Source organism: Streptosporangium sp. NPDC050148, assembly GCF_055586505.1.
In genome coordinates this window covers 47,559-66,810 of the sequence record NZ_JBVJIA010000006.1, presented here as the reverse complement: position 1 = coordinate 66,810, position 19,252 = coordinate 47,559, and the positions used below count along the sequence as shown (strand labels likewise).

Here is a 19,252-nt window from a genome sequence, read left to right as displayed (position 1 = left end):
CTTCACGACAAACGCCGCTTACTCTACCCGTACGGCTTCGAGGAACATGGCCTCGACGAGATCACCACACCATTTGAGCAGGTCCAGGTCGCGCAGCGGCTGGCCGCCGAGCGGTCTGGTCTTGGGCACGGGCACCAGCAACGTACCGGCGGCCTGCTTCAGCAACGCCTTCGGGTACAGCCTCTGCAGCCTGACCTGCTGGGAGTCGCGCAGCTCCACCGGCGCGAACTTGATGTTCGCCCCCTGCAGGGTGACGTCGGTGAGCCCCGCGCGGCGGGCCCGGATCCGGAAGCGGGCGACCTCCAGCAGGTTCTCCACCTGCTGGGGCGGCCGGCCGTACCGGTCGACGAGCTCGTCGCGGACCGCGGCGATGTCGTCGTCGGAGCCGATCGCGGCGATCCGCTTGTACGCCTCCAGGCGCAACCGCTCGGAGGTCACGTAGTCGTGCGGGATGTGGGCGTTGATCGGCAGCTCGACCTTGACGTCGGGCCGCTCGTCCTCGCGGGGGGTGCCCGCCAGCTTGGCCTTCTGCTCCTGGACGGCCTCGGCCATCATCCGCACGTACAGGTCGAAGCCGACCCCGGCGATGAAACCGGACTGCTCGGCGCCCAGGATGTTGCCGGCGCCGCGGATCTCCAGGTCCTTCATGGCCACGTACATGCCCGCGCCCATCTCGGTGTGCTGGGAGATCGTGGCCAGGCGCTCGTGCGCGGTCTCGGTGAGCGGCTTCTCCGGCGGGTACAGGAAGTAGGCGTAGCCGCGCTCGCGGCCCCGGCCGACCCGGCCCCGGAGCTGGTGGAGCTGGGACAGCCCGTAGGTGTCGGCCCGGTCGACGATCAGCGTGTTCGCGTTGGGCACGTCCAGGCCCGACTCGACGATCGTGGTGCAGACCAGCACGTCGAAGTCGCGCTCCCAGAAGCCCACCATGATCTTCTCGAGCTGGTGCTCCTGCATCTGGCCGTGCGCGATCGCGACCCTGGCCTCGGGCACCAGCTCGCGCAGCATGGCCGCGACCTTGCCGATGCTGGACACCCGGTTGTGCACGAAGAAGGTCTGGCCGTCGCGCATCAGCTCGCGCCGGATCGCCGCGCCGATCTGCTTCTCGTCGTACGGGCCGACGAAGGTCAGGATCGGGTGCCGCTCCTCGGGCGGGGTGAGGATCGTGGACATCTCCCGGATGCCGGTCAGGCCCATCTCCAGGGTGCGCGGGATCGGGGTGGCGGACATGGCCAGCACGTCGACCTGGGTGCGCAGGTGCTTCATGGCCTCCTTGTGCTCGACGCCGAACCGCTGCTCCTCGTCGATGATGATCAGGCCGAGCTGCTTGAACCTGACCTCGGGCGAGAACAGCCGGTGCGTGCCGATCACCACGTCGACCGAGCCCTCGCGCAGTCCTTCCAGGGTCGCGGAGACCTCCCCGTCGCTCTGGAACCGCGACAGCGGCCTGACGTTGAGCGGGAAGCCGGAGAAGCGCTCGGCGAAGGTGGACATGTGCTGCTGCACCAGCAGCGTGGTCGGAACCAGCACGGCCACCTGCTTGCCGTCCTGCACGGCCTTGAACGCCGCCCGCACCGCGATCTCGGTCTTGCCGTAGCCCACGTCGCCGCAGATCAGCCGGTCCATCGGGATCGGGCGCTCCATGTCGCGCTTGACCTCGTCGATGGCCTCCAGCTGGTCACCCGTCTCGGCGTAGGGGAAGGCGTCCTCCATCTCCCGCTGCCAGGGGCTGTCGGGGGCGAAGGCGTGGCCGGGCGAGGCCATCCGGGCCGAGTAGAGCCGGATCAGCTCCCCGGCGATCTCCTTGACCGCCTTCTTGGCCTTGGTCTTGGCCTTGGCCCAGTCGGCGCCGCCCATCCGGTTCAGGGTGGGCGACTCGCCGCCGACGTAGCGGGTGACCTCGTCGAGCTGGTCGGTGGGCACGTAGAGCCGGTCGCCCTTGGCGTACTCGATCACCAGGTACTCGCGGGTGGCGCCCTGCACGGTGCGCTGCACCATCTCCACGTAGCGGCCCACGCCGTGCTGCTCGTGCACGACGTGGTCGCCGATCTTGAGCTGGAGCGGGTCGACCATGTTGCGGCGCCGCGAGGGCAGCCGCCGCATGTCCTTGGTGGACGCCTTCTGGCCGACCAGGTCCAGGTGGGTCAGCACGGCCAGCGACGGGGTCACGAAGCCGTGCTCGACCAGGCCGGTGGCGACGTGGACGACCTTGGCGTCGAGCGTCCCGGTCAGGCCCGGCTCCAGGCGGGCGGGCAGGTCGACGCCCTTGAGCAGCTCGACCATGCGCTCGGCCGGGCCGTGGCCCTCGCTCAGCAGGACGACGACCCGGCCCGAGTCCAGCCAGCCCTTGATGTCGGCCAGCGCCCGCTGGGTGTCGCCCCGATAGGACTCCACCTCGCGCGCGGTCAGCACCAGGCCGTCGTCCCGGCCGCCCTCGGGGTCCGCGTCGTCCCCGCCGCCGAACGGCGCGATCGACCACCAGGGCAGGCTCAGCTCGCGCGCGTGGTCCCGCACCTCCTCCAGCGTGCGGAAGGCCGCCTCCCCCAGGTCGATCGGGGCCTCGCCACCGGAGGCCGCGGTGATCCAGGACGCCTCCAGGAACTCCTGGCTGGTGCGCACCAGCTCGTCGGCGCGCCCGCGGATCCGCTCCGGGTCGCACACGAAGATCGCCGACTGCTCGGGCAGGTGGTCGATCAGCAGGTCCATCTCCCCGGCCAGCACCGGGGCGAACGCCTCCATGCCCTCCACCGGGACGCCCTCGGCCAGCTGCTCCAGGATCTCGGCCAGCGCCGGGTGCGCCTCGGCCAGCTCCCGGGCCCGCGCCCTGACCTCGGGGGTCAGCAGCAGCTCCCGGCACGGCGCGGCGAACAGGCCGTCCTCGGCCACCTCCAGGGACCGCTGGTCGGCGACCTTGAACCAGCGGATCTCCTCGACCGTGTCGCCCCAGAACTCCAGGCGCAGCGGGTGCTCCTCGGTGGGCGGGAAGATGTCGAGCAGCCCGCCCCTGACGGCGACCTCGCCGCGCCGCTCCACCATGTCCACCCGGTGGTAGCCGTTCTCCACCAGGGCGTGCACCACCGAATCCGGGTCGGCGTCGTCCCCGGCGCGCAGCCGTACCGGCCGCAGGTCCCCCAGACCGCGCACGATCGGCTGGAGCAGGGCCCTGACGGGCGCGACGACCACGTGCAGCGGCCCGGCCGAGTGGTCGCCCTCGACCGGGTGGGCCAGCCTGCGCAGCACCGCGAGCCGCTGGCCCACGGTGTCGCCGCGCGGCGACAGGCGCTCGTGCGGGAGCGTCTCCCAGGCGGGGAAGACCGCCACGGTGCTCTCGTCCAGCAGGCTGGTCAGGGCCGAGGCGAGATCCTCGGCCTCGCGCCCGGTGGCGGTCACCGCCAGCACGGTCCTGGCCGTGCCCTTGGCCCCCTCCCTGGCCAGCGCGGCCACCGCGAAGGGCCGCAGCGCGGGCGGCGCGACCAGCGCCACGTCGGAGGGGTCGCCCCCGCGCACGTCCCGGAGGAGGGAAGCCAGCTTAGGCTCCCCGACGACAAGATCAAGAAGTCCGGAAAGGCTCATCAGATTCGCCCACAGCCCCACGACGGCAACACGACGTCCCCGGGCCGGAGAAGACACGGGGTACCCCGTCAAGGCTACTTGGCCCGCCGCCCGCCCTCGCATGGAGCGGTAAATGCACGATGAATCGTGCTGTGTTGACTACTCTCCGTTATATGTCTGAGGTGAGATCGGTCGTCGACCGAGACGATTTGCTGAGTCAGCGGATCAGGGATCAGTGGAGCGGCCTGCTCGGCCGGCGGCTCGACGTCCTGATCGCCGGGTGCGGATGGCCGGAACCACTCGATCTGGCGCAGATGGAGACCAGGGTCATCGGCATCGACGAGGACCTGCCCGTCCTGCGCACCAGCACGTCCGCCCGCAAGGACCTGGACTCCTGGACGCTGGGCGACCTGCGCTCGGTGCCGGTGCCGCCGCGCGCGTTCGACGTCGTCTACGTGTCGTTCCTGCTGGAGAGGATCGAGCACGCCGAACTGGTGCTCGACCGGCTGCTGACAGGGCTGCGCCCCGGCGGGCTGCTGCTGGTCAGGATGCGCGACCGCGCCTCGGCGTACGGGGTGTGCGACCGGCGGACACCGGCGGCGCTGCGGCGGCTGCTGTGGCGCAGGTTCACCCCGCCGGGCACGGTGGGGCCGCTGCCGGCCGTCTACGAGCCGATCGCCTCACGCGAGGGCATGCACTCCTTCTGCCTGGTACGCGGGCTGATGGTGACCGAGGACATCTCCGCCCGCAGCGGGCCCGCGCTGGACGGACCTCTCGGTAAGCTTGCCCGCGCCGCCTGCTCGGCGGTGGAGACCCTCTCCAGGGGGCGCCGGCCCGCATCTCGCGACGAGGTGACCATGGTGATCCGCAAACCCCAGAGCCACTTCGCCCGGCTGGTCTGAGATCCGGCCGCCGGTCGTCTCCGGCTCGCCCGAGGGGGGCGCCATCCGGGGCGGGCGGGCCGGAACGTCCGACGAGCGGGATTGTGGAGCAGATGACGGCGCCTTTCGAGTGGACCCCCGACGCCCGTGAGCTGGCCGACCTCGAGCTGTTGCTCTCCGGCGCCTTCACGCCGCTGACGGGCTTTCTGAGCTCGGCCGACGCGCATTCGGTCGACGAGCGCGGCACGCTCGCCGACGGCACGCCGTGGCCGGTGCCGGTCACCCTGGTGCTGCCGGACGACCATCCGGCCGCCCCCGGCGACCGGATCACCCTGCGCGACCCCGAGGGCGCGGCGCTGGCCGTGCTGACCGTGGAAGGGCGCGAGGACGGCTTCGTCTGCGGGCCGGTCGAGGCGCTGGACGTCCCCCAGCACGGCCCGTTCGCCCGGCTCCGCCGCCCGCCCGCGGAGATCCGCAAGGAGCTGGGCGAGCGCGAGTCCGTGCTGGCCGTGACCATGCGCGGGCCGCTGGGCGACCTCGACGATCTGCTGGCGACCGCCCAGGAGCTGGAGGCGTCGATCCTGCTGCTCCCGCTGGCGTACGGCGAGGGCGGGCCCGCGGTGGTCCGCGCCGCGCTCAAGGCCCGCGACCGGTTGCCCGAGGACACGCTGGTGGCGGTGGTGCCGCTGGCGCCCCGGGAGCCCGCGCTGGACCTGGAGCTGCGCGAGCGGATCGCCGAGGCCTACGGCGCGACCGAGCACCTGGCCGGCCCGGAGCCCGTGACGATCCCCGGGCCGCCGCACCGGCGGGGGCTGGTGGTCTTCTTCACCGGCCTGTCCGGCTCGGGCAAGTCGACCGTCGCCCGCGGGCTGCACGACGCGCTGCTGGAGCGCGGCAGCCGCACGGTGACCTTCCTCGACGGCGACGTGGTGCGCCACCTGCTCTCGGCGGGACTGACCTTCTCCAAGGAGGACCGCGACCTCAACATCCGCCGCATCGGCTTCGTCGCCGCCGAGGTCGCCCGGCACGGCGGGCTGGCGATCTGCGCGCCCATCGCGCCGTACGCGGCCACCCGCGAGGAGGTGCGCGCGATGGTCGAGGCCGTCGGCGCCGACTTCGTGCTGGTCCACATCTCGACCCCGCTGGCCGAGTGCGAGCGCCGCGACCGCAAGGGGCTCTACGCCAAGGCCCGCGCCGGGCTCATCCCCGGCTTCACCGGCATCTCCGACCCGTACGAGGAGCCGGACGACGCCGACCTGGAGATCGACACCACCGACATCGGTGTGGACCGGGCGGTGCACCAGGTGCTCGACCCGCTGATCCAGGGCGGCTGGATCCGCTGACCCCGCCCTGGCCCTCGCCCTCGTGGGAGCGCGCGGATCGAGCGGGGCGCGGATCGGGCGGGGTCCGCGGATCAGCCGGAGGGGACGGCGGGACGCAGGCGGGGGTCGCCGGCGAGCTCGCCGAAGGCCCTGCGCGCGCCCGGCGTCGTGTCGAACCTGGTGTCCCCCCGGGGGGCGCGCGGCGAGTCGAAGTAGACCAGGGCCTTGATCCTCGGGTAGTCGCGCAGCCCGGCCCGTACCGAGGTGAAGAAGGACTCCTTGAAGCCGGGCCGGTCGTGCCGTTCGAAGACGCCCCACTCGGCCACCATGACGGGCTTGCCGGGAAAACGCTCCCCCGTCCAGCGGTAGAACCCGGGCCACCGGGGGAAGTCCGGACGGATCTTGTTGACCAGCGCGTCGAAGCCGTCGACCCGGCGGTCGGCGTAGGGGTCCATCGCCACCCAGTCGACCACGTCGTCGCCCGGGTAGAGCCGCTCGAACCAGGGCTTGGAGGCCCAGTTGGGCGCGCCCATGTAGGTCATCACCGTGACGGCGTTGGTCACGCCACCGGCGCGCAGCCGCCGTACCACGTGCCGGAACATCGCCGCGTAGTCGGCGGCGGACATCCCCGCGCCCGGGGTCTCCAGGACGTCGTTCTCGGGCTCGTGGTGAACGGTGAGGAAGAACCTCTCGGGGAAGGTCCTCACGATGTGGGCGGCCAGCCGGTCGATCCGCGCGTCCAGCGCGCCGCCGGCGATCTCCGCCCAGGTGTGGGAGTTGTCCACGGACGGCTTCCAGTTGACCAGCAGGAGCCTGCGGCCGTCCGGGTCGCGGGCGATGGCGCGCTCGGCGGAGGTCGGGAAGAGCTCGTCACCGCGGTGGTAGACGTGCATGACGGCGGCCGGACGGCCCATCCGCCTCTCGGCGCGCTCCAGTGCCCGCTCCGGGCGCCGTCCGGTGAAGATCTCCGGTGCGACCCCCCACCAGGCACCGCAGGAGGGGACGAGCGTGCGGGAGACCTCGCAGCCGGTCCGCCCCCGCCCGCCACCGGCGGTGCCGGGATCGGCGGCCTCCGCGGCTCCTGACCCGCTCTGCCCGCCGCGCTCACCGTGACCGTCGTGGCCGCCCTGTCCGCTATGGCCGCTGTGACCGCTCTGTCCGCTGTGGCCGTCCTGTCCGCTCCGGGCGCCCGCGGCACCGGCGGTGTCCGAGCCCGCGGCCCCGGCCGTGCAGGCGGCGCCCTTGCACCCGCTCACCCCCGCGACGGCCAGCGCCACGCACCCCAGCCCGAGCGCCAGGACGAGCCCTGAACCGCCTATTTTGACCATACGCGGAATTACCTCTATAGAACCATTTGTCTGATGCAACGATCCCTCGCAGATGTCGTCCGCAGGCATTCGCCGGCCGTCTCGGGGGAACACCTTTCCATCGCCCGGACGTGCCTCGCCCTGAACTTTGCCGCTCCATTCCACAGTCCCGGAGCCGACGGCGGGACATGTCCAATAAACGGTCGTTATATGGACGTGATCAGCCGGACCAACGCAAGGAAAATCCTGCGTACCCCTCCGGGGAAAGGAAAAGCCGACCTATAGTTCCAAGGGTTCCCGCAGCTGCTCGCCCGAGAGGCACCCGCGAAACATGAGCCCGTCACCGGACGCCCCCGCCCGTCGTTCAGGCGGAGACCTGGCGGACTACGTGTCGCTCCTGCGCCGTCGCCGGCTGGCCGTACTGTCCATGCTCCTCACCGGGACCGGCGGTGGCCTCACCCTGCTGTGGCTCACCCCGCCCTCGTACACCGCCTCCGCACAGGTCCTGGTGACCCCGGTGGGCCCGCAGGAGCAGGTCAACCAGGTGACCGCCCGCCAGCGCGAACCGCTCAACCTCGACACCGAGGCCCAGGTCGCCCGGTCCGCGGTGGTCGCCGCCAAGGCCCGCGGGCTGTTCGCCGGCCTGCCCGGGCCGGCCGAGGTCTCCGTACCGCCCAACACCTCGGTCCTGGAGATCTCCTGCACGGCCGCCGCACCGGCGGCGGCGGCCTCGTGCGCGAACGCCTACTCCCTGGCCTACCTGGCCCAGCGGCGCGAGACCGCCACCCGGGCCCTCAGCGCCCAGCTCAGGACGGTGCTGGCCAAGCTGAAGCAGGTCAACGCGAGCCTCACCGCGGTCGCCACCGCCCTTCCCGGGCTGGGCACCGGCACCTCCGAGCGCGCCCTGGCCCTCCAGCGGCAGAACGTCCTCGTCCGCCAGGTGCACGCCCTCACCGCCCGGTACGACGCCCTCAGGACGGTCGCCGTCACCCCCGGCTCGGTGATCGGTCCGCCGGTGGCCCCCAGCGAGCCCCGCGCCCCGCGTCCTCCCCTGTACCTGGGCAGCGGCCTGATGGCCGGGCTGCTCTGCGGGGTCGGCCTCGCCTGGGTCCGCGACCGCCTCGACACCACCCTGCGCACCGCCGCCGACGTCCGGCGGCTGACCGGCCTCGACGCGGTCGGCGACGAGGAGCTGCGCGGCCTGGCGGGCGCCGTGCTCGTGGTCTCCGTGCCCGGCACCTCCCCCAGGGAGGTCAGGCGTGCCGCACGGGCCCTGCGGGAGCGCGGGGTCCCGGTGGCGGGCACCCTGCTCACCGGCGGCGCGCTCCCGCCGTCCGCCGTACGGCCCCCGCCCGCTCCCCGTCCCGGGGGGAAGCGAGCACGCGAGGCCGGCCGCCAGGAGATCGCCGGGCACGAGGTCCCTGGGCATGAGCCTCCCCGGCACGAACCTCCTCGGCACGAGGACTTCCGGCGCGAGGACGTCCCTCGGGTGGACGGACGGGACCCGGGCGGCAGGGACCGCGAGGCTCTTCCGAAAAGGACCGGTCTTCCCCTCGCCGGCCTGGCGGGAGGGCACCGGGCCGCACCACCTCCCCCGGCGAGCCCTACGGGCCCGGCGAGTCCTGTGAGTCCTGTGAGTCCTGTGAGTCCTGTGAACCCGATGATCCCGGCACTCTCGCCCCCTCCGTCCTCCGTCTCCCCCGCCGCACCCCCTTCGTCCCCCTCGCTTCCCCCACCGCATCCCCCGCGCTCCGCACACCCGAACCCCGGGGTGCCCGAGGGTCCTCCGGACCCGGAGCCCCATGGGAACGTTCCACAGGAGCGGCAGGTCGCCGCCGGGCGGAGGGGACGCCGACGGTGAGGGGCCTGCGTCCGGCCGCCTGGCCGATCGCCGCGTTCCTGGTGGGGTACCCCTTCTGGTGGGCCCTCGGCTTCGGTGGCCTCTGCGTTGTCGTCGTGGCCCCGGCCATGGCGGCGGTGCTGTGGCGGAGACGGCCGATCAGGGCACCGCGCGGGTTCGGCCTCTGGCTGCTCCTCCTCGCGGGGTACCTGATCAGCGCGGTCATGCTCGGCGAGATGCCGCCGGGCACCTACGGCGAGTTCGGCGCCGGGCGGCTCATCGGCTACCTGATGCGCCTCGTCCTCTACGTCTCCCTGTTGATCATGGTGCTCTACCTGGGCAACCTGACCGAGGAGGAGCTGCCGCAGCTCACCCTGGTACGGATGCTCGGCGCGCTGTTCGTCACGACCGTGGCGGGCGGGCTGCTGGGCGTGTTCGCGCCCCGTGCCGCGTTCACCTCGCCGGTCGAGCTGATCCTCCCGGGCTGGATCAGCGGCAATCCCTTCGTGCAGAACCTGATCCACCCCACCGCGGCGCAGACGCAGTGGGTCCTCGGCCACCCCTCGCCCCGCCCCGAGGCGCCGTTCGAGTGGGCCAACGCCTGGGGCGGCAACCTGTCGGTGCTGCTCGTCTGGTTCGTGGTCGGCTGGTGGGTGTACGGCGGCCCGCGCAGGCGGACGGCCGCGGTCCTGCTGGTCGCACTGGCCGCGATCCCGGTGGTCTACTCGCTCAACCGCGGGCTGTGGATCGGGCTCGGCGTCGCCGCCGCGTACCTGCTGGTGCGTCTGGGCGGGCGTGCACGCGTCGTGACCTGCGCGATCCTGGCGGCGGGAACGCTGGTGTTCGCCCTCAGCCCCCTGCGCACGATGGTGGCCCAGCGGCTGGAGAGCCCGCACAGCAACGACATCCGCGGCTTCACCGTGACGGCCACCGTCGCGGCCGCGGTCACCTCCCCGATCATCGGGTACGGCAACACCCGCAACGCCAGGGGCAACCACCGGACGATCACCACCGGGAAGACCGACTGGTGCGTCACCTGCGGTCACCCGCCGCTGGGCGGCGACGGCCACCTCTGGCACCTCATGATCACTCAGGGGTTCACGGGAGCCGCGCTCTACGTGGCGTTCTTCGCCGGGGCCGTCCGCCGCCACTGGCGTGACCGCAGTCCGATCGGCATGGCCGGGGTCCTCGTGATGATCCTCACCCTGCTCTACATGTTCGTCTACGACGGCCTGGTCACGCCGCTCAGCCTGTACCTGGTCTCGTTCGCGCTGCTCTGGAGGAACTCGATGGCGAGCACGGCTGCATGAACGACGCCCACGCCCGCCTGCGCTATCTCGACCGGACCGTCGACCTGCTCTTCCCCGGTCCCGGCGAGCCGAGACCGTACACCCTGCTCCCGCACCGGCTGCTCCCCCGCAGGCTGGTCCCGCGCGCGTGGTGGCATCCGGGCGGACGGGTCATGGTGCGGCGAGGGGGCATCGAGAGCCACCTGAGCGAGATCTTCGGCACCCGTCTCCGCGTCACGCTGCGGGTGCCCCCGGCCCGGCGGGCCAACCGCAAACCGATCCTGGAGGCGCACGCCCCGGACGGGCCGATCGCCTTCGTGAAGATCGGTGACACCGACCTCACCCGGGAGCTCGTCGCGCACGAGGCACGGACCCTCGGCCTGCTCGCCGGCGTGCCGCTGAAGACCGTCGTCCCACCGGCCGTGCTGCACCACGGGTCGTGGCGCGGCCTGTCCGTCCTGGCGCTGACCCCGCTCCCGGTGCGGCGGGGACGGATCCGCGACGACGTCCTCACGGCCGCGATCACCGAGATCGCCCACATCCCCGCGGCTCCGTTCCCCGGCCGCGCGTTCCCCGGCACCGGACCCCCCGAGCCCCCATGTCCCGAGACCCCGTACCACCGGGCCTCTCGTTTCGCCTGGCACGGGGACCTGACGTCGTGGAACATCTCGCGGGGGCCCGACGGGCGGTTGCTGGTCTGGGACTGGGAACGGTTCGGCACGGGGGTTCCCCTGGGCTTCGACGCCGTCCACCACTTCCTCCACCGCGCGCTGCGCCGCCAGGACCCGGTCACCGCGGCCGGGGCGTGCGTGGCGCGCTCCCTGCGGATCCTGGCCCCGTTCGGGCTGTCGGCCGCCGAGTCCCGGCTCACCGCCCTGCGCTACCTGATCGCGCTCGCCGACCGGCACGCGGCCGACGGCCACGCCCCTCTCGGCCCTCCCGAGATATGGCTCAGCCCGGTCCTCGACGGCCAGGAGAGCCTGCTGTGAGGCCCGCGGTCGTGCCCGCGGCGCTGAGGCCCGAGCTGAAACGCGCGGCCCACGCGATCTCCCAGGCCGCGGGGCGCCTCACCTCGGCACGGCGGACGCCCCCCACCTTCCTCATCGTCGGGGCCCAGCGCTGCGGCACCACCTCGCTGTACCGCGCCCTGTCCCAGCACCCGCTGATCTTCAAGCCCCTGCTGCGCAAGGGCGTGCACTACTTCGACGTGGCCTACGACCGGGGCCCGTCGTGGTACCGGGCCCACTTCCCGCTGCGGATGTCGCTCTCCCGGGCGGCACGCAGGTACGGCCACCGGCCACAGGTCTTCGAGTCGTCGCCCTACTACCTGTTCCACCCGCTGGCCGGGCCGCGGATCGCCCGCGACCTGCCGGGCGCCAGGCTGATCGTGCTCGTCCGCGACCCCGTCGAGCGGGCCTTCTCCGCGCACGCCCACGAGCTGGCCAGGGGGTTCGAGACCGAGCCGTCCTTCGCCAGGGCCGTCGAGCTGGAGGAGGAACGGCTGGCCGGGGTGGCCGAGGCGCTGTGCGCCGCACCGAACTCGACGAGCCTGGCCCACCGCCATCACGCCTACCTGGCCAGGGGACGTTACGCCGAGCAGCTCGCCCGGCTGGAGCCCCTGGTCGGCCGGGAACGGATCCTGGTCCTGGACAGCGGCCGGTTCTTCGCCGAACCGGAGGTCACCTACGACCGCGTGCTGGCGTTCCTCGGGCTGCCCCACCTGGGGGACCCGGTGTTCGAGCGGTACAACGCCCGGCCCAGACCGTCCCCCATGCCCCCGTCCCTGCGCCGCGAGCTGACCGACCGCTTCGAGGAGCAGGACGCCCTGCTGATCTCGTGGCTGGGCACGGAGCCCTCGTGGCGCCGCTGACCCCGGCCGAGGGGACGGACCGGGCCCACAGGGTGGCGCGGGTGGCCGGGCTGGCCGGGGCGGGTACCGGTGCCGTCGCGCAGTTCCTGACGGTCGTGCTGGTCGCCAGGGGGACGGACCCGCGGACGGCCGGGACCTTCTTCGCGGCGACCACCCTGTGCCTGCTGGCCGCCACGGTGCTGCGGCTGGACGCGGGGAACGGGCTGGTCCACCTCATCGCCCGGTCCCGGCCGGCCGGCCCCCCGGACGCCACAGGCCACCCGCACACCGTGGACCGTCCGCGCACTGCGGCACACCTCCGCGCGGCGATGGTCCCGGTGGCGTCGCTCTCGTCGACCGTCGGCGTCGTGGTCTTCCTGACCGTCCCCGATCCCGCGCTACGGGTGCTGGCGGTGGCGTTGCCCGCGGTGACGTGCTCGGGCGTCGTGGTGAGCGCGACCCGCGGGTTCGGTTCGATGCGGCCGACGCTGCTGCTGACCGGCGTGCTCCAGCCGGTGGCCCAGCTCGTCCTGGTCGGTACGGCGGTGACGGCCGGCGGGGGCGAGGGGAGCGGTGGCGATGGGGACGGTGGTGGCGGCTCGGTGGCACCGCTGGTCGCGGCCTGGGCGCTGCCGTACCCGATGGTCCTGCTGCTGGCCTGGCTCTGGCTGCGCCGGCGGCTGCCGGGAACGTCCGGCCCGCCGGGTGCCGCGCGCGAGCTGTGGCGCCACACCTGGCCTCGGTCGCTGGCCGCGGGGATCCAGGCGGTGTTCCAGCGGCTGGACATCGTGGTCGTGGCCTGGCTGGCCGGTCCGGCGGAGGCGGCCGTCTACACCGCCGCCACCCGGTTCAAGGTCGTGGGCCAGCTCGCCGGGCAGGGGCTGGCGCAGGCGGCGCAGCCGAGGCTGGTGCGCGCCCTGGCCGAAGGCGACCTGCCGCGCGCCCGTGAGCTGTACCGGTCGTCCACCCGCTGGCTGGTCGCGCTCACCTGGCCGATCTGGCTGGGGTACGCGGCGTTCGCGCCCTGGCTGCTCGGCGCCGTCCTCGGCGAGGAGTACGCCCCGGGCGCGCCGGTGGCGCTGGTGCTGGCCGCGACCATGCTGCTCGCCACCGCGTGCGGGATGGCCGACGTGGCGCTGACCGCCGCCGGGCACACCGGTGCCGGTCTGGCGTACCTCGTCGCGGCCCTGGCCACGACGGTGCTGCTGGACCTGCTGCTGATCCCCTCCCTGGGCTCGCTCGGCGCCGCCTTCGGCTGGGCGGGCGGCACGGTGGTCAAGAACCTGCTGCCGCTCCGGCACGTCCACCGCCGGTACGGCCTGCGCCCCCTCGGCCCGTGGCGGAAACCCCAGGCCCGGTGGACACGGTGGACACGACCGGCATGGCCAGCGCGGTGGACACGGTACACGCGGTGGACGCGGTGACCCCCGTGCTGGTCACCGGGCTTCCCCGGAGCGGGACCAGCTGGACGGGCAGGATGCTCGCCGCCGGCGGGGAGCTGGTCTACGTCAACGAGCCGCTCAACCCCGAGCACCCTCCCGGTCACTGCCCCGGTGTGCTGGACGCCGTGGTCGGACACCGCTTCCAGTACATCTGCCCGGACAACGAGCGGGACTGGCTGCCCGCCTTCACCCGGACCGTCGCGCTGCGCTACGGGTTCCTGGCCGAGCTGCGCCGCAACCGTTCCCCGTACGACCTGGCGAGGATGGTCCGGTACGGCACCGCGTTCACGCTGGGGCGGCTGGCCGGGCGCCGGGCGCTGCTGGACGACCCGTTCGCGCTCTTCTCGGCGGGCTGGTTCGCCGACCGGCTGGACTGCCGGGTGATCATCTTGCTGCGCGACCCGGTGGCGTTCGTCGGCAGCTGGCAGCGGCTGGGCTGGACGGTCCACCTCCGCGAGCTGTTCGACCAGCCGCTGCTGATGCGCGACCACCCGCACCTGGAGGAGCTGCGCGCGCTCGCGGGCTCCCGGGACCGCGTCGCCACGGCCGCCGCCCTGTGGCGGGCGGCGGCGGTCAGCGCCACCGAGCTGGCCGACCGGCATCCGCGGATCATGCTGGCCCGCTACGAGGACCTGGCCCTCGACCCGTCGTCGGGTTTCCGCCGCCTGTACGAGTGGGCGGGCCTGACCTGGTCCGTCCGCGCCCGCGAGCGTGTCCGCCGCGCGTGCACGGCCGCCCCCCGGGCGAGCGCCGCCGGTTTCGCCTGGCACGGCCTGTCCCGCACGGCCTACCGGCCGACGGACTCGCGCCGCGCCGTCGCCGAGGCCGGTGCCCGGCTGAGCCCGTGGGAGGCCCGCCGGGTCAGGGAGCTGGCCTTCGGGGGGCACCCGGAGCCCTGAGACCGAAGCCCAGGAGCCTCGGCCGGAGCCGGGCGTTCAGGAGAACAGGCCGCGGACCAGCGAGACGGTCAGGAGGCGGATCGCGTACGGCAGGTCGTCGACCAGGTAGCGGCGGGCCAGCCTGCCCGGTTCCCGTACCAGCCGGAAGAGCCACTCCAGGCCCGCGCGGCGCATCCACCTCGGCGCGCGGCGCGCGGTGCCCGCGGCGAAGGCGACCGCCGAGCCGCAGCCGACGAACCAGGTGCCCGGCAGGTCCCGGCGGAGCGAGGCGATGAGCCGCTCCTGCCGGGGGAACCCGAGCCCGACGAAGACCAGCCGGGGAGCGGCGGCGATCACCGCGTCGCGCACGCGGGCGTAGGCGTCGGGGTCGTCCTCGAACCCGTGCGGCGGACTGTCGGTCCCGGCGACCACCAGCGCGGGATGGCGGGCCACCAGCTCACGGGCCGCCCGCGCGGGTGCGCCCTTCGGACCGCCCAGCAGGTACACCGGGTGGCGGTAGAAGGCTGCGGCCTCGGACAGCGACCAGATCAGGTCGGCACCGGTGACCCGGCCGGGGACGGGGGTGCCGAGCAATCTCGCCGCCCACACCAGCGGCATGCCGTCCGCGACGACGAGGTCGGCGCCCTCGACCAGCTCCCGGGCCCGGGGGTCACGGGCGGCGATCCGGCCGATGTCGACGTTGGGGGTCACCAGGTGACCGCCCCTGCCGCCTTTCAGCGCGGCCACCACGTGGTCGACGACCTCGCCCTCGGTCATCGGGTCGAACGCGATCCCGGCCACGTGCACGCGCCTGCGCAGCCGCCTCCGGGTGGCCTTGTCCGGCCGGGCCCGCCGACGGGAGGTGGCCCTGTCGGGCCGGCTCCGCCCTCGGGAGGTGGCCCGTGCCGCCCCCCGCGCGGTGCCCGGGGTCCCGGCCTGCCCGGCGACGGCGGGCAGGCCGGGCACCGGACCGTGATCGACGGACACGTGATCGACGGACACGGCCCGGTGGTCGGTGAACGCGCCCCCGTGGACGGCGGAGGGAGCGGGCCGGATGTCACGGGGCACGACCGCCCGCGGGAGCCCTGCCCCCCACGCGCTCGCGAACGGTACCTGCGCGGACGACACGGGCGACGACGACGGCAGCGGCGGCGCCACCGGGAAGGGCGTCACGACGGGCTTCGTCGTGAGGGGCACGGTGAGGAACGGTGCCGTCGCGGGACCGGGGCGGACGGTCGTGCGCGGGTGCTCGGCCAGGGGCGCCATCAGATACCGCGTCCCCGGTGGTGCAGGACGCTGAGCAGGCCCCGCGCGGGGAGCAGCCCGGCCGCGACCGCGAGCGCGATGGGCGCCCGTGGCTCGCCGTGCCGGGCGGTGAACGCCCGCCAGGCCCATCGGCCCGCCTCCCGCCTCCGGCCCAGGGCCGCGTGGTGGAAGGCGAGCTGACCGTAGACCCGCGCCGCGCCGCGCGGATCCACGGCCAGATCAGGGTGCCGGGCGAGCATCCACTCCAGCCCGGCGATTCGATCGGCCCAGCGGGTCACGTACGCCGACCCGCCCCAGCGCACCCGGACCAGGGGCCGGTCGACGTGCACGATGGGGTGCTGGGCGGCGGCGCGCAGCGCCAGGTCCCAGTCCTCGTTCTGGCCCCCGGGGGCGCTCTCGTCCACCCAGAGACCACCGCGCCGGAACACGAACGTCGAGGAGTGCACCATCACCATCCGCGAGCGCACCAGGTGGCGGTAGGTGACGCGGCCGGTCCCGGCCAGGCGGGGGATGCGGCGCGAGCCGTACTCGACCTCGATGGCGCAGCTGGAGAAGCGCGCCCGCGGCTCGGCCTCCAGCGCCGCGACCTGGGCGGTGAGCTTGCCGGGGAGCCACTGGTCGTCGTCGTCGCAGAACGCGACCAGGTCGGTGGCGAGCGCCGCGATGCCGGTGTTGCGGGCGCCGGGCAGGCCGGGGGTGAGCCGGTTGGCCATCACCCGCACCCCGCGCGCGGGCGCGTCCTGCGGGCCGGGGGTCAGCGCCCTGCCGACCAGCAGGTCGGCCACCTGGTCGGCGACCCAGGCCGGGTCGCCCCCGTCCACCACGACCACGACCTCGACGGGACCGGGATGATCCTGGCCGAGCACGGCGAGCGTGGCCGCGCGCAGCTGGTCGGGCCGGTGTCCCCGGGTGGGGATGACGACACCCACCGATGTGTTCACGCGAGTCTCCTGTGGTAACCGTACTTGATCATGAGTGGCCAGGTCAGCGCGGTGACCAGGCGCAGGCGACGGGACGACGCCGCGGCCCGCCAGCCGTCGTCCCTGGTCAGCTCCGTGCGGCCGACCGTGAAGCGCACCGGGTTGCCCGAGGCCGTGTGCGCCGTGGACAGCTCCGCCCAGCCGCCCGAGAGGAAGTCGAGGCGGCACGGGACGCCGATCGCGGCGACCAGGCGCCTGAGCGTGTCGGCGGGGTCGGCGAGCAGGTCCTCGTAGCGCACCCGGGTGACCGGGACGCCCCTGCGGGCCAGCAGCTCCAGCCCGAGGTTCTCGCTCAGCCAGTGCAGCGAGGTCCGGGCGGGCGACCAGTGGGTCATCAGATGGCCGTCCTCGGGGCGCGGGACCCTGCGGCGCCAGGAGTGCGCGACCGCGCGGGGATCGCGGACCACGTGGACGACGTGGACGTCGACCCCGGCCGCCGCCAGGCAGAAGGCCAGGGAGGCGTGCTTGCTGGAGTCGATCACGACCGGGCAGTCGGCGACCTCCCCGGCCGCGTCGTACAGGCGGCGGTGGGCGGCGACGTACTCGTCCAGCTCGGCGGTGCCGGACGCCGGCCACCTGCCGGTGCCCGCCTGCTCCTCGGCCAGCAGCCTGGACAGGGTGGGGATCCGCCGGGTGCGGTCCACCCGCGGCCTGAGCGCGATCATCCTCCGCGCCGTCTCCTCGGACCAGCCGCCGAACGCGCGCTCGCCGACCTTCTCCCAGAAGGGGCACGACCCGAAGGGCTCGCCGCACCCGCACGCCTCGTCCGCGAGCACGCTCCTGGCCCACAGGTGGACGACCTCGCCGAGCGGCGCGATGCCGGGGACCTCGCCGAGCAGGCGCTCCAGCAGTGTGGTCCCGCTGCGGCCGAGGCCACCGAGGAAGACCACCCGGGCGGGTGACGGACTATCAGACAAGGCACGAACCCCTACCCCACGGATACGGAACGCGACGAGGCTAGCGCGTAGCGTAACGGAGGGGTCAGAGAACGGACAAAGGATCTACCCACAGGAGGGGGAGGCCACCCTCGCCCTCCACCGCCGCGGGCCGCCTCGTCCTTCACGGCCCGCCCCGCGCCTCCCACACCGCCCCGCCCCGCGCCTCCCGCGGGCCGCCTCGTCCTTCACGGGCCGTCCGGCCCGCCATGGGGTCCGCCCGCCCCGGCCCGCCCCGCCCGGAAACGCGGAACGCCCGCGCCCGGACCGTGCCCCTCCCGTCCTGTACGGAAGGAGGCGCGGTCCGGGCGCGGGCGAGGGCACCCGGGCGGACGGCCTACCGGGCGTCGACGATCATCCCGGCGCCGACGGTGTTGTTGGTGGCCTCGTCCACGAGGATGAAGCCGCCGGTGAGGCGGTTGCGGGCGTAGTCGTCCACGAACAGGGGCTGGGTCACCCGGAGCGAGACGCGCCCGATCTCGTTGAGCCCGAGGGATCCGGCCGTCTCGTCCCGGTGCAGGGTGTTGACGTCCAGGCGGTAGTGCAGCTCCTTGACCAGGGCACGCGCGCTGCGGGTGGTGTGCTTGATGATCAGCTTGGAACGCGGGGCCAGCTTGACCGTGTCGGCCATCCAGCAGACCATCGCCTCCAGCTCCTGGGAGACGTGCGGCTGGTTGTTGGGACGGCAGATCATGTCGCCGCGCGAGATGTCGATGTCGTCCTCCAGCCGGAGGGTCACCGACATCGGCGGGAACGCCTCTTCGATCGGCCCGTCGAAGGTGTCGATCGACGCGATACGGGTGGCCAGCCCCGAGGGCAGGTGCATGACCTCGTCCCCGGGCTTGAGCACGCCGCCCGCGACCTGCCCGGCGTAACCGCGGTAGTCGTGCAGGGACGGGTCGGTGGCCCGCTGCGGGCGGATGACGTACTGCACGGGGAAGCGCACGTCGACCAGGTTGCGGTCGGAGGCGATGTGCACGTGCTCCAGGTGGTGCAGCAGGGAGGAGCCGTTGTACCAGGGTGTGTTCTCCGAACGCGCCACCACGTTGTCGCCGTGCAGCGCCGAGATCGGGATGAACGTCAGGTCCGGCGCGTTGAGCTTGGAGGCGAACGCGGTGAACTCCTCGCGGATCTGCTCGAACCGCTCCTGGGAGTAGTCGACCAGGTCCATCTTGTTGACGGCCAGCACCAGGTGCGGCACCCGCAGCAGGGTGGTGAGGAACGCGTGCCTGCGCGACTGCTCCAGCACGCCCTTGCGGGCGTCGATCAGGACGATGGCCAGGTCGGCGGTGGAGGCGCCGGTGACCATGTTCCGGGTGTACTGGATGTGGCCGGGGGTGTCGGCGATGATGAACTTGCGCCGGGGGGTGGCGAAGTAGCGGTAGGCCACGTCGATGGTGATGCCCTGCTCCCGTTCGGCGCGCAGGCCGTCGGTGAGCAGTGACAGGTCGGTGTACTCGGTGCCGCGGTCGCGGGAGGTGCGCTCGACCGCCTCGAGCTGGTCCTCGAAGATCGCCTTGGAGTCGAAGAGCAACCGTCCGATGAGCGTCGACTTTCCGTCGTCGACGCTTCCCGCCGTAGCAAAGCGAAGGATGTCCATCAGATTCTCGGCAGGAGACCGTCGGTGACCCGACGGGCGGCGCCGTCCCTCCTCGTGAGGTGTCGTTCTTCCGTTTCAAGGGTCAGGTGCCGGCCGCCGGGGGTGCGCGGGCAC

Annotated in this window: 14 protein-coding genes; 8 read left to right on the top strand and 6 right to left on the bottom strand. The window is 73.4% G+C overall.

Features of this window, described 5'->3' with window-relative positions; translation table 11 throughout:
- Positions 1-18 precede the first annotated feature (18 nt).
- Positions 19-3,570 carry a transcription-repair coupling factor gene (mfd, locus tag ACZ6RT_RS08155; protein ID WP_470152746.1) on the bottom strand — a complete coding sequence of 1,184 codons (3,552 nt, stop codon included), beginning with the start codon at positions 3,568-3,570 and terminating at the stop codon, positions 19-21.
- A 152-nt stretch (positions 3,571-3,722) separates the two neighbouring features.
- Here mfd and ACZ6RT_RS08150 point away from each other — a divergent pair, with 152 nt between their 5' ends.
- Together ACZ6RT_RS08150 and cysC are read left to right on the top strand one after the other, a co-directional pair.
- Entirely contained in the window at positions 3,723-4,451 is a 729-nt protein-coding gene (locus tag ACZ6RT_RS08150; protein ID WP_399188158.1) for a class I SAM-dependent methyltransferase, read from the top strand.
- Positions 4,452-4,543: 92 nt separating this feature from the next.
- Positions 4,544-5,773 (top strand): adenylyl-sulfate kinase, encoded by a 1,230-nt coding sequence (gene cysC, locus ACZ6RT_RS08145; RefSeq protein ID WP_399188160.1) that lies wholly within the window; start codon positions 4,544-4,546, stop codon positions 5,771-5,773.
- A 71-nt stretch (positions 5,774-5,844) separates the two neighbouring features.
- On the opposite strand, the gene ACZ6RT_RS08140 is transcribed toward cysC, so the two are convergent.
- Positions 5,845-7,080 (bottom strand): glycoside hydrolase family 26 protein, encoded by a 1,236-nt coding sequence (locus ACZ6RT_RS08140; RefSeq protein ID WP_470152638.1) that lies wholly within the window; start codon positions 7,078-7,080, stop codon positions 5,845-5,847.
- Positions 7,081-7,390: 310 nt separating this feature from the next.
- Here ACZ6RT_RS08140 and ACZ6RT_RS08135 point away from each other — a divergent pair, with 310 nt between their 5' ends.
- Genes ACZ6RT_RS08135 through ACZ6RT_RS08110 form a run of 6 tightly spaced genes read left to right on the top strand, consistent with a single transcriptional unit; the run spans position 7,391 to position 14,378 of the window.
- Positions 7,391-8,920, top strand: a complete 1,530-nt coding sequence (locus ACZ6RT_RS08135) for a Wzz/FepE/Etk N-terminal domain-containing protein (protein ID WP_470152637.1) — start codon at positions 7,391-7,393, stop codon at positions 8,918-8,920.
- Entirely contained in the window at positions 8,917-10,209 is a 1,293-nt protein-coding gene (locus ACZ6RT_RS08130; RefSeq protein ID WP_470152636.1) for a hypothetical protein, read from the top strand. Before ACZ6RT_RS08135 ends, ACZ6RT_RS08130 begins: the two co-directional genes overlap by 4 nt.
- Complete coding sequence (locus ACZ6RT_RS08125; protein WP_470152635.1) at positions 10,206-11,177, top strand: hypothetical protein; 972 nt, start codon at positions 10,206-10,208, stop codon at positions 11,175-11,177. Before ACZ6RT_RS08130 ends, ACZ6RT_RS08125 begins: the two co-directional genes overlap by 4 nt.
- Positions 11,174-12,058 carry a sulfotransferase family protein gene (locus ACZ6RT_RS08120; RefSeq protein ID WP_470152634.1) on the top strand — a complete coding sequence of 295 codons (885 nt, stop codon included), beginning with the start codon at positions 11,174-11,176 and terminating at the stop codon, positions 12,056-12,058. Before ACZ6RT_RS08125 ends, ACZ6RT_RS08120 begins: the two co-directional genes overlap by 4 nt.
- On the top strand, positions 12,046-13,461 hold the full coding sequence (locus ACZ6RT_RS08115) for a lipopolysaccharide biosynthesis protein (RefSeq protein ID WP_470152633.1): 1,416 nt from the start codon (positions 12,046-12,048) through the stop codon (positions 13,459-13,461). The genes ACZ6RT_RS08120 and ACZ6RT_RS08115 overlap by 13 nt, the downstream gene beginning before the upstream one ends.
- On the top strand, positions 13,395-14,378 hold the full coding sequence (locus ACZ6RT_RS08110) for a sulfotransferase (protein WP_470152632.1): 984 nt from the start codon (positions 13,395-13,397) through the stop codon (positions 14,376-14,378). Before ACZ6RT_RS08115 ends, ACZ6RT_RS08110 begins: the two co-directional genes overlap by 67 nt.
- A 36-nt stretch (positions 14,379-14,414) precedes the next feature.
- On the opposite strand, the gene ACZ6RT_RS08105 is transcribed toward ACZ6RT_RS08110, so the two are convergent.
- The 4 genes from ACZ6RT_RS08105 to cysN form a co-directional block, all read right to left on the bottom strand.
- Positions 14,415-15,344 (bottom strand): WecB/TagA/CpsF family glycosyltransferase, encoded by a 930-nt coding sequence (locus tag ACZ6RT_RS08105; protein ID WP_470152631.1) that lies wholly within the window; start codon positions 15,342-15,344, stop codon positions 14,415-14,417.
- A 278-nt stretch (positions 15,345-15,622) separates the two neighbouring features.
- Positions 15,623-16,564, bottom strand: a complete 942-nt coding sequence (locus tag ACZ6RT_RS08100) for a glycosyltransferase family 2 protein (RefSeq protein WP_344899047.1) — start codon at positions 16,562-16,564, stop codon at positions 15,623-15,625.
- Positions 16,561-17,520 (bottom strand): sulfotransferase, encoded by a 960-nt coding sequence (locus ACZ6RT_RS08095; protein WP_399188178.1) that lies wholly within the window; start codon positions 17,518-17,520, stop codon positions 16,561-16,563. The genes ACZ6RT_RS08100 and ACZ6RT_RS08095 overlap by 4 nt, the downstream gene beginning before the upstream one ends.
- Positions 17,521-17,875: 355 nt before the next feature.
- Positions 17,876-19,138 (bottom strand): sulfate adenylyltransferase subunit CysN, encoded by a 1,263-nt coding sequence (gene cysN / locus ACZ6RT_RS08090; protein WP_470152630.1) that lies wholly within the window; start codon positions 19,136-19,138, stop codon positions 17,876-17,878.
- Between the last annotated feature and the right edge of the window lie 114 nt (positions 19,139-19,252).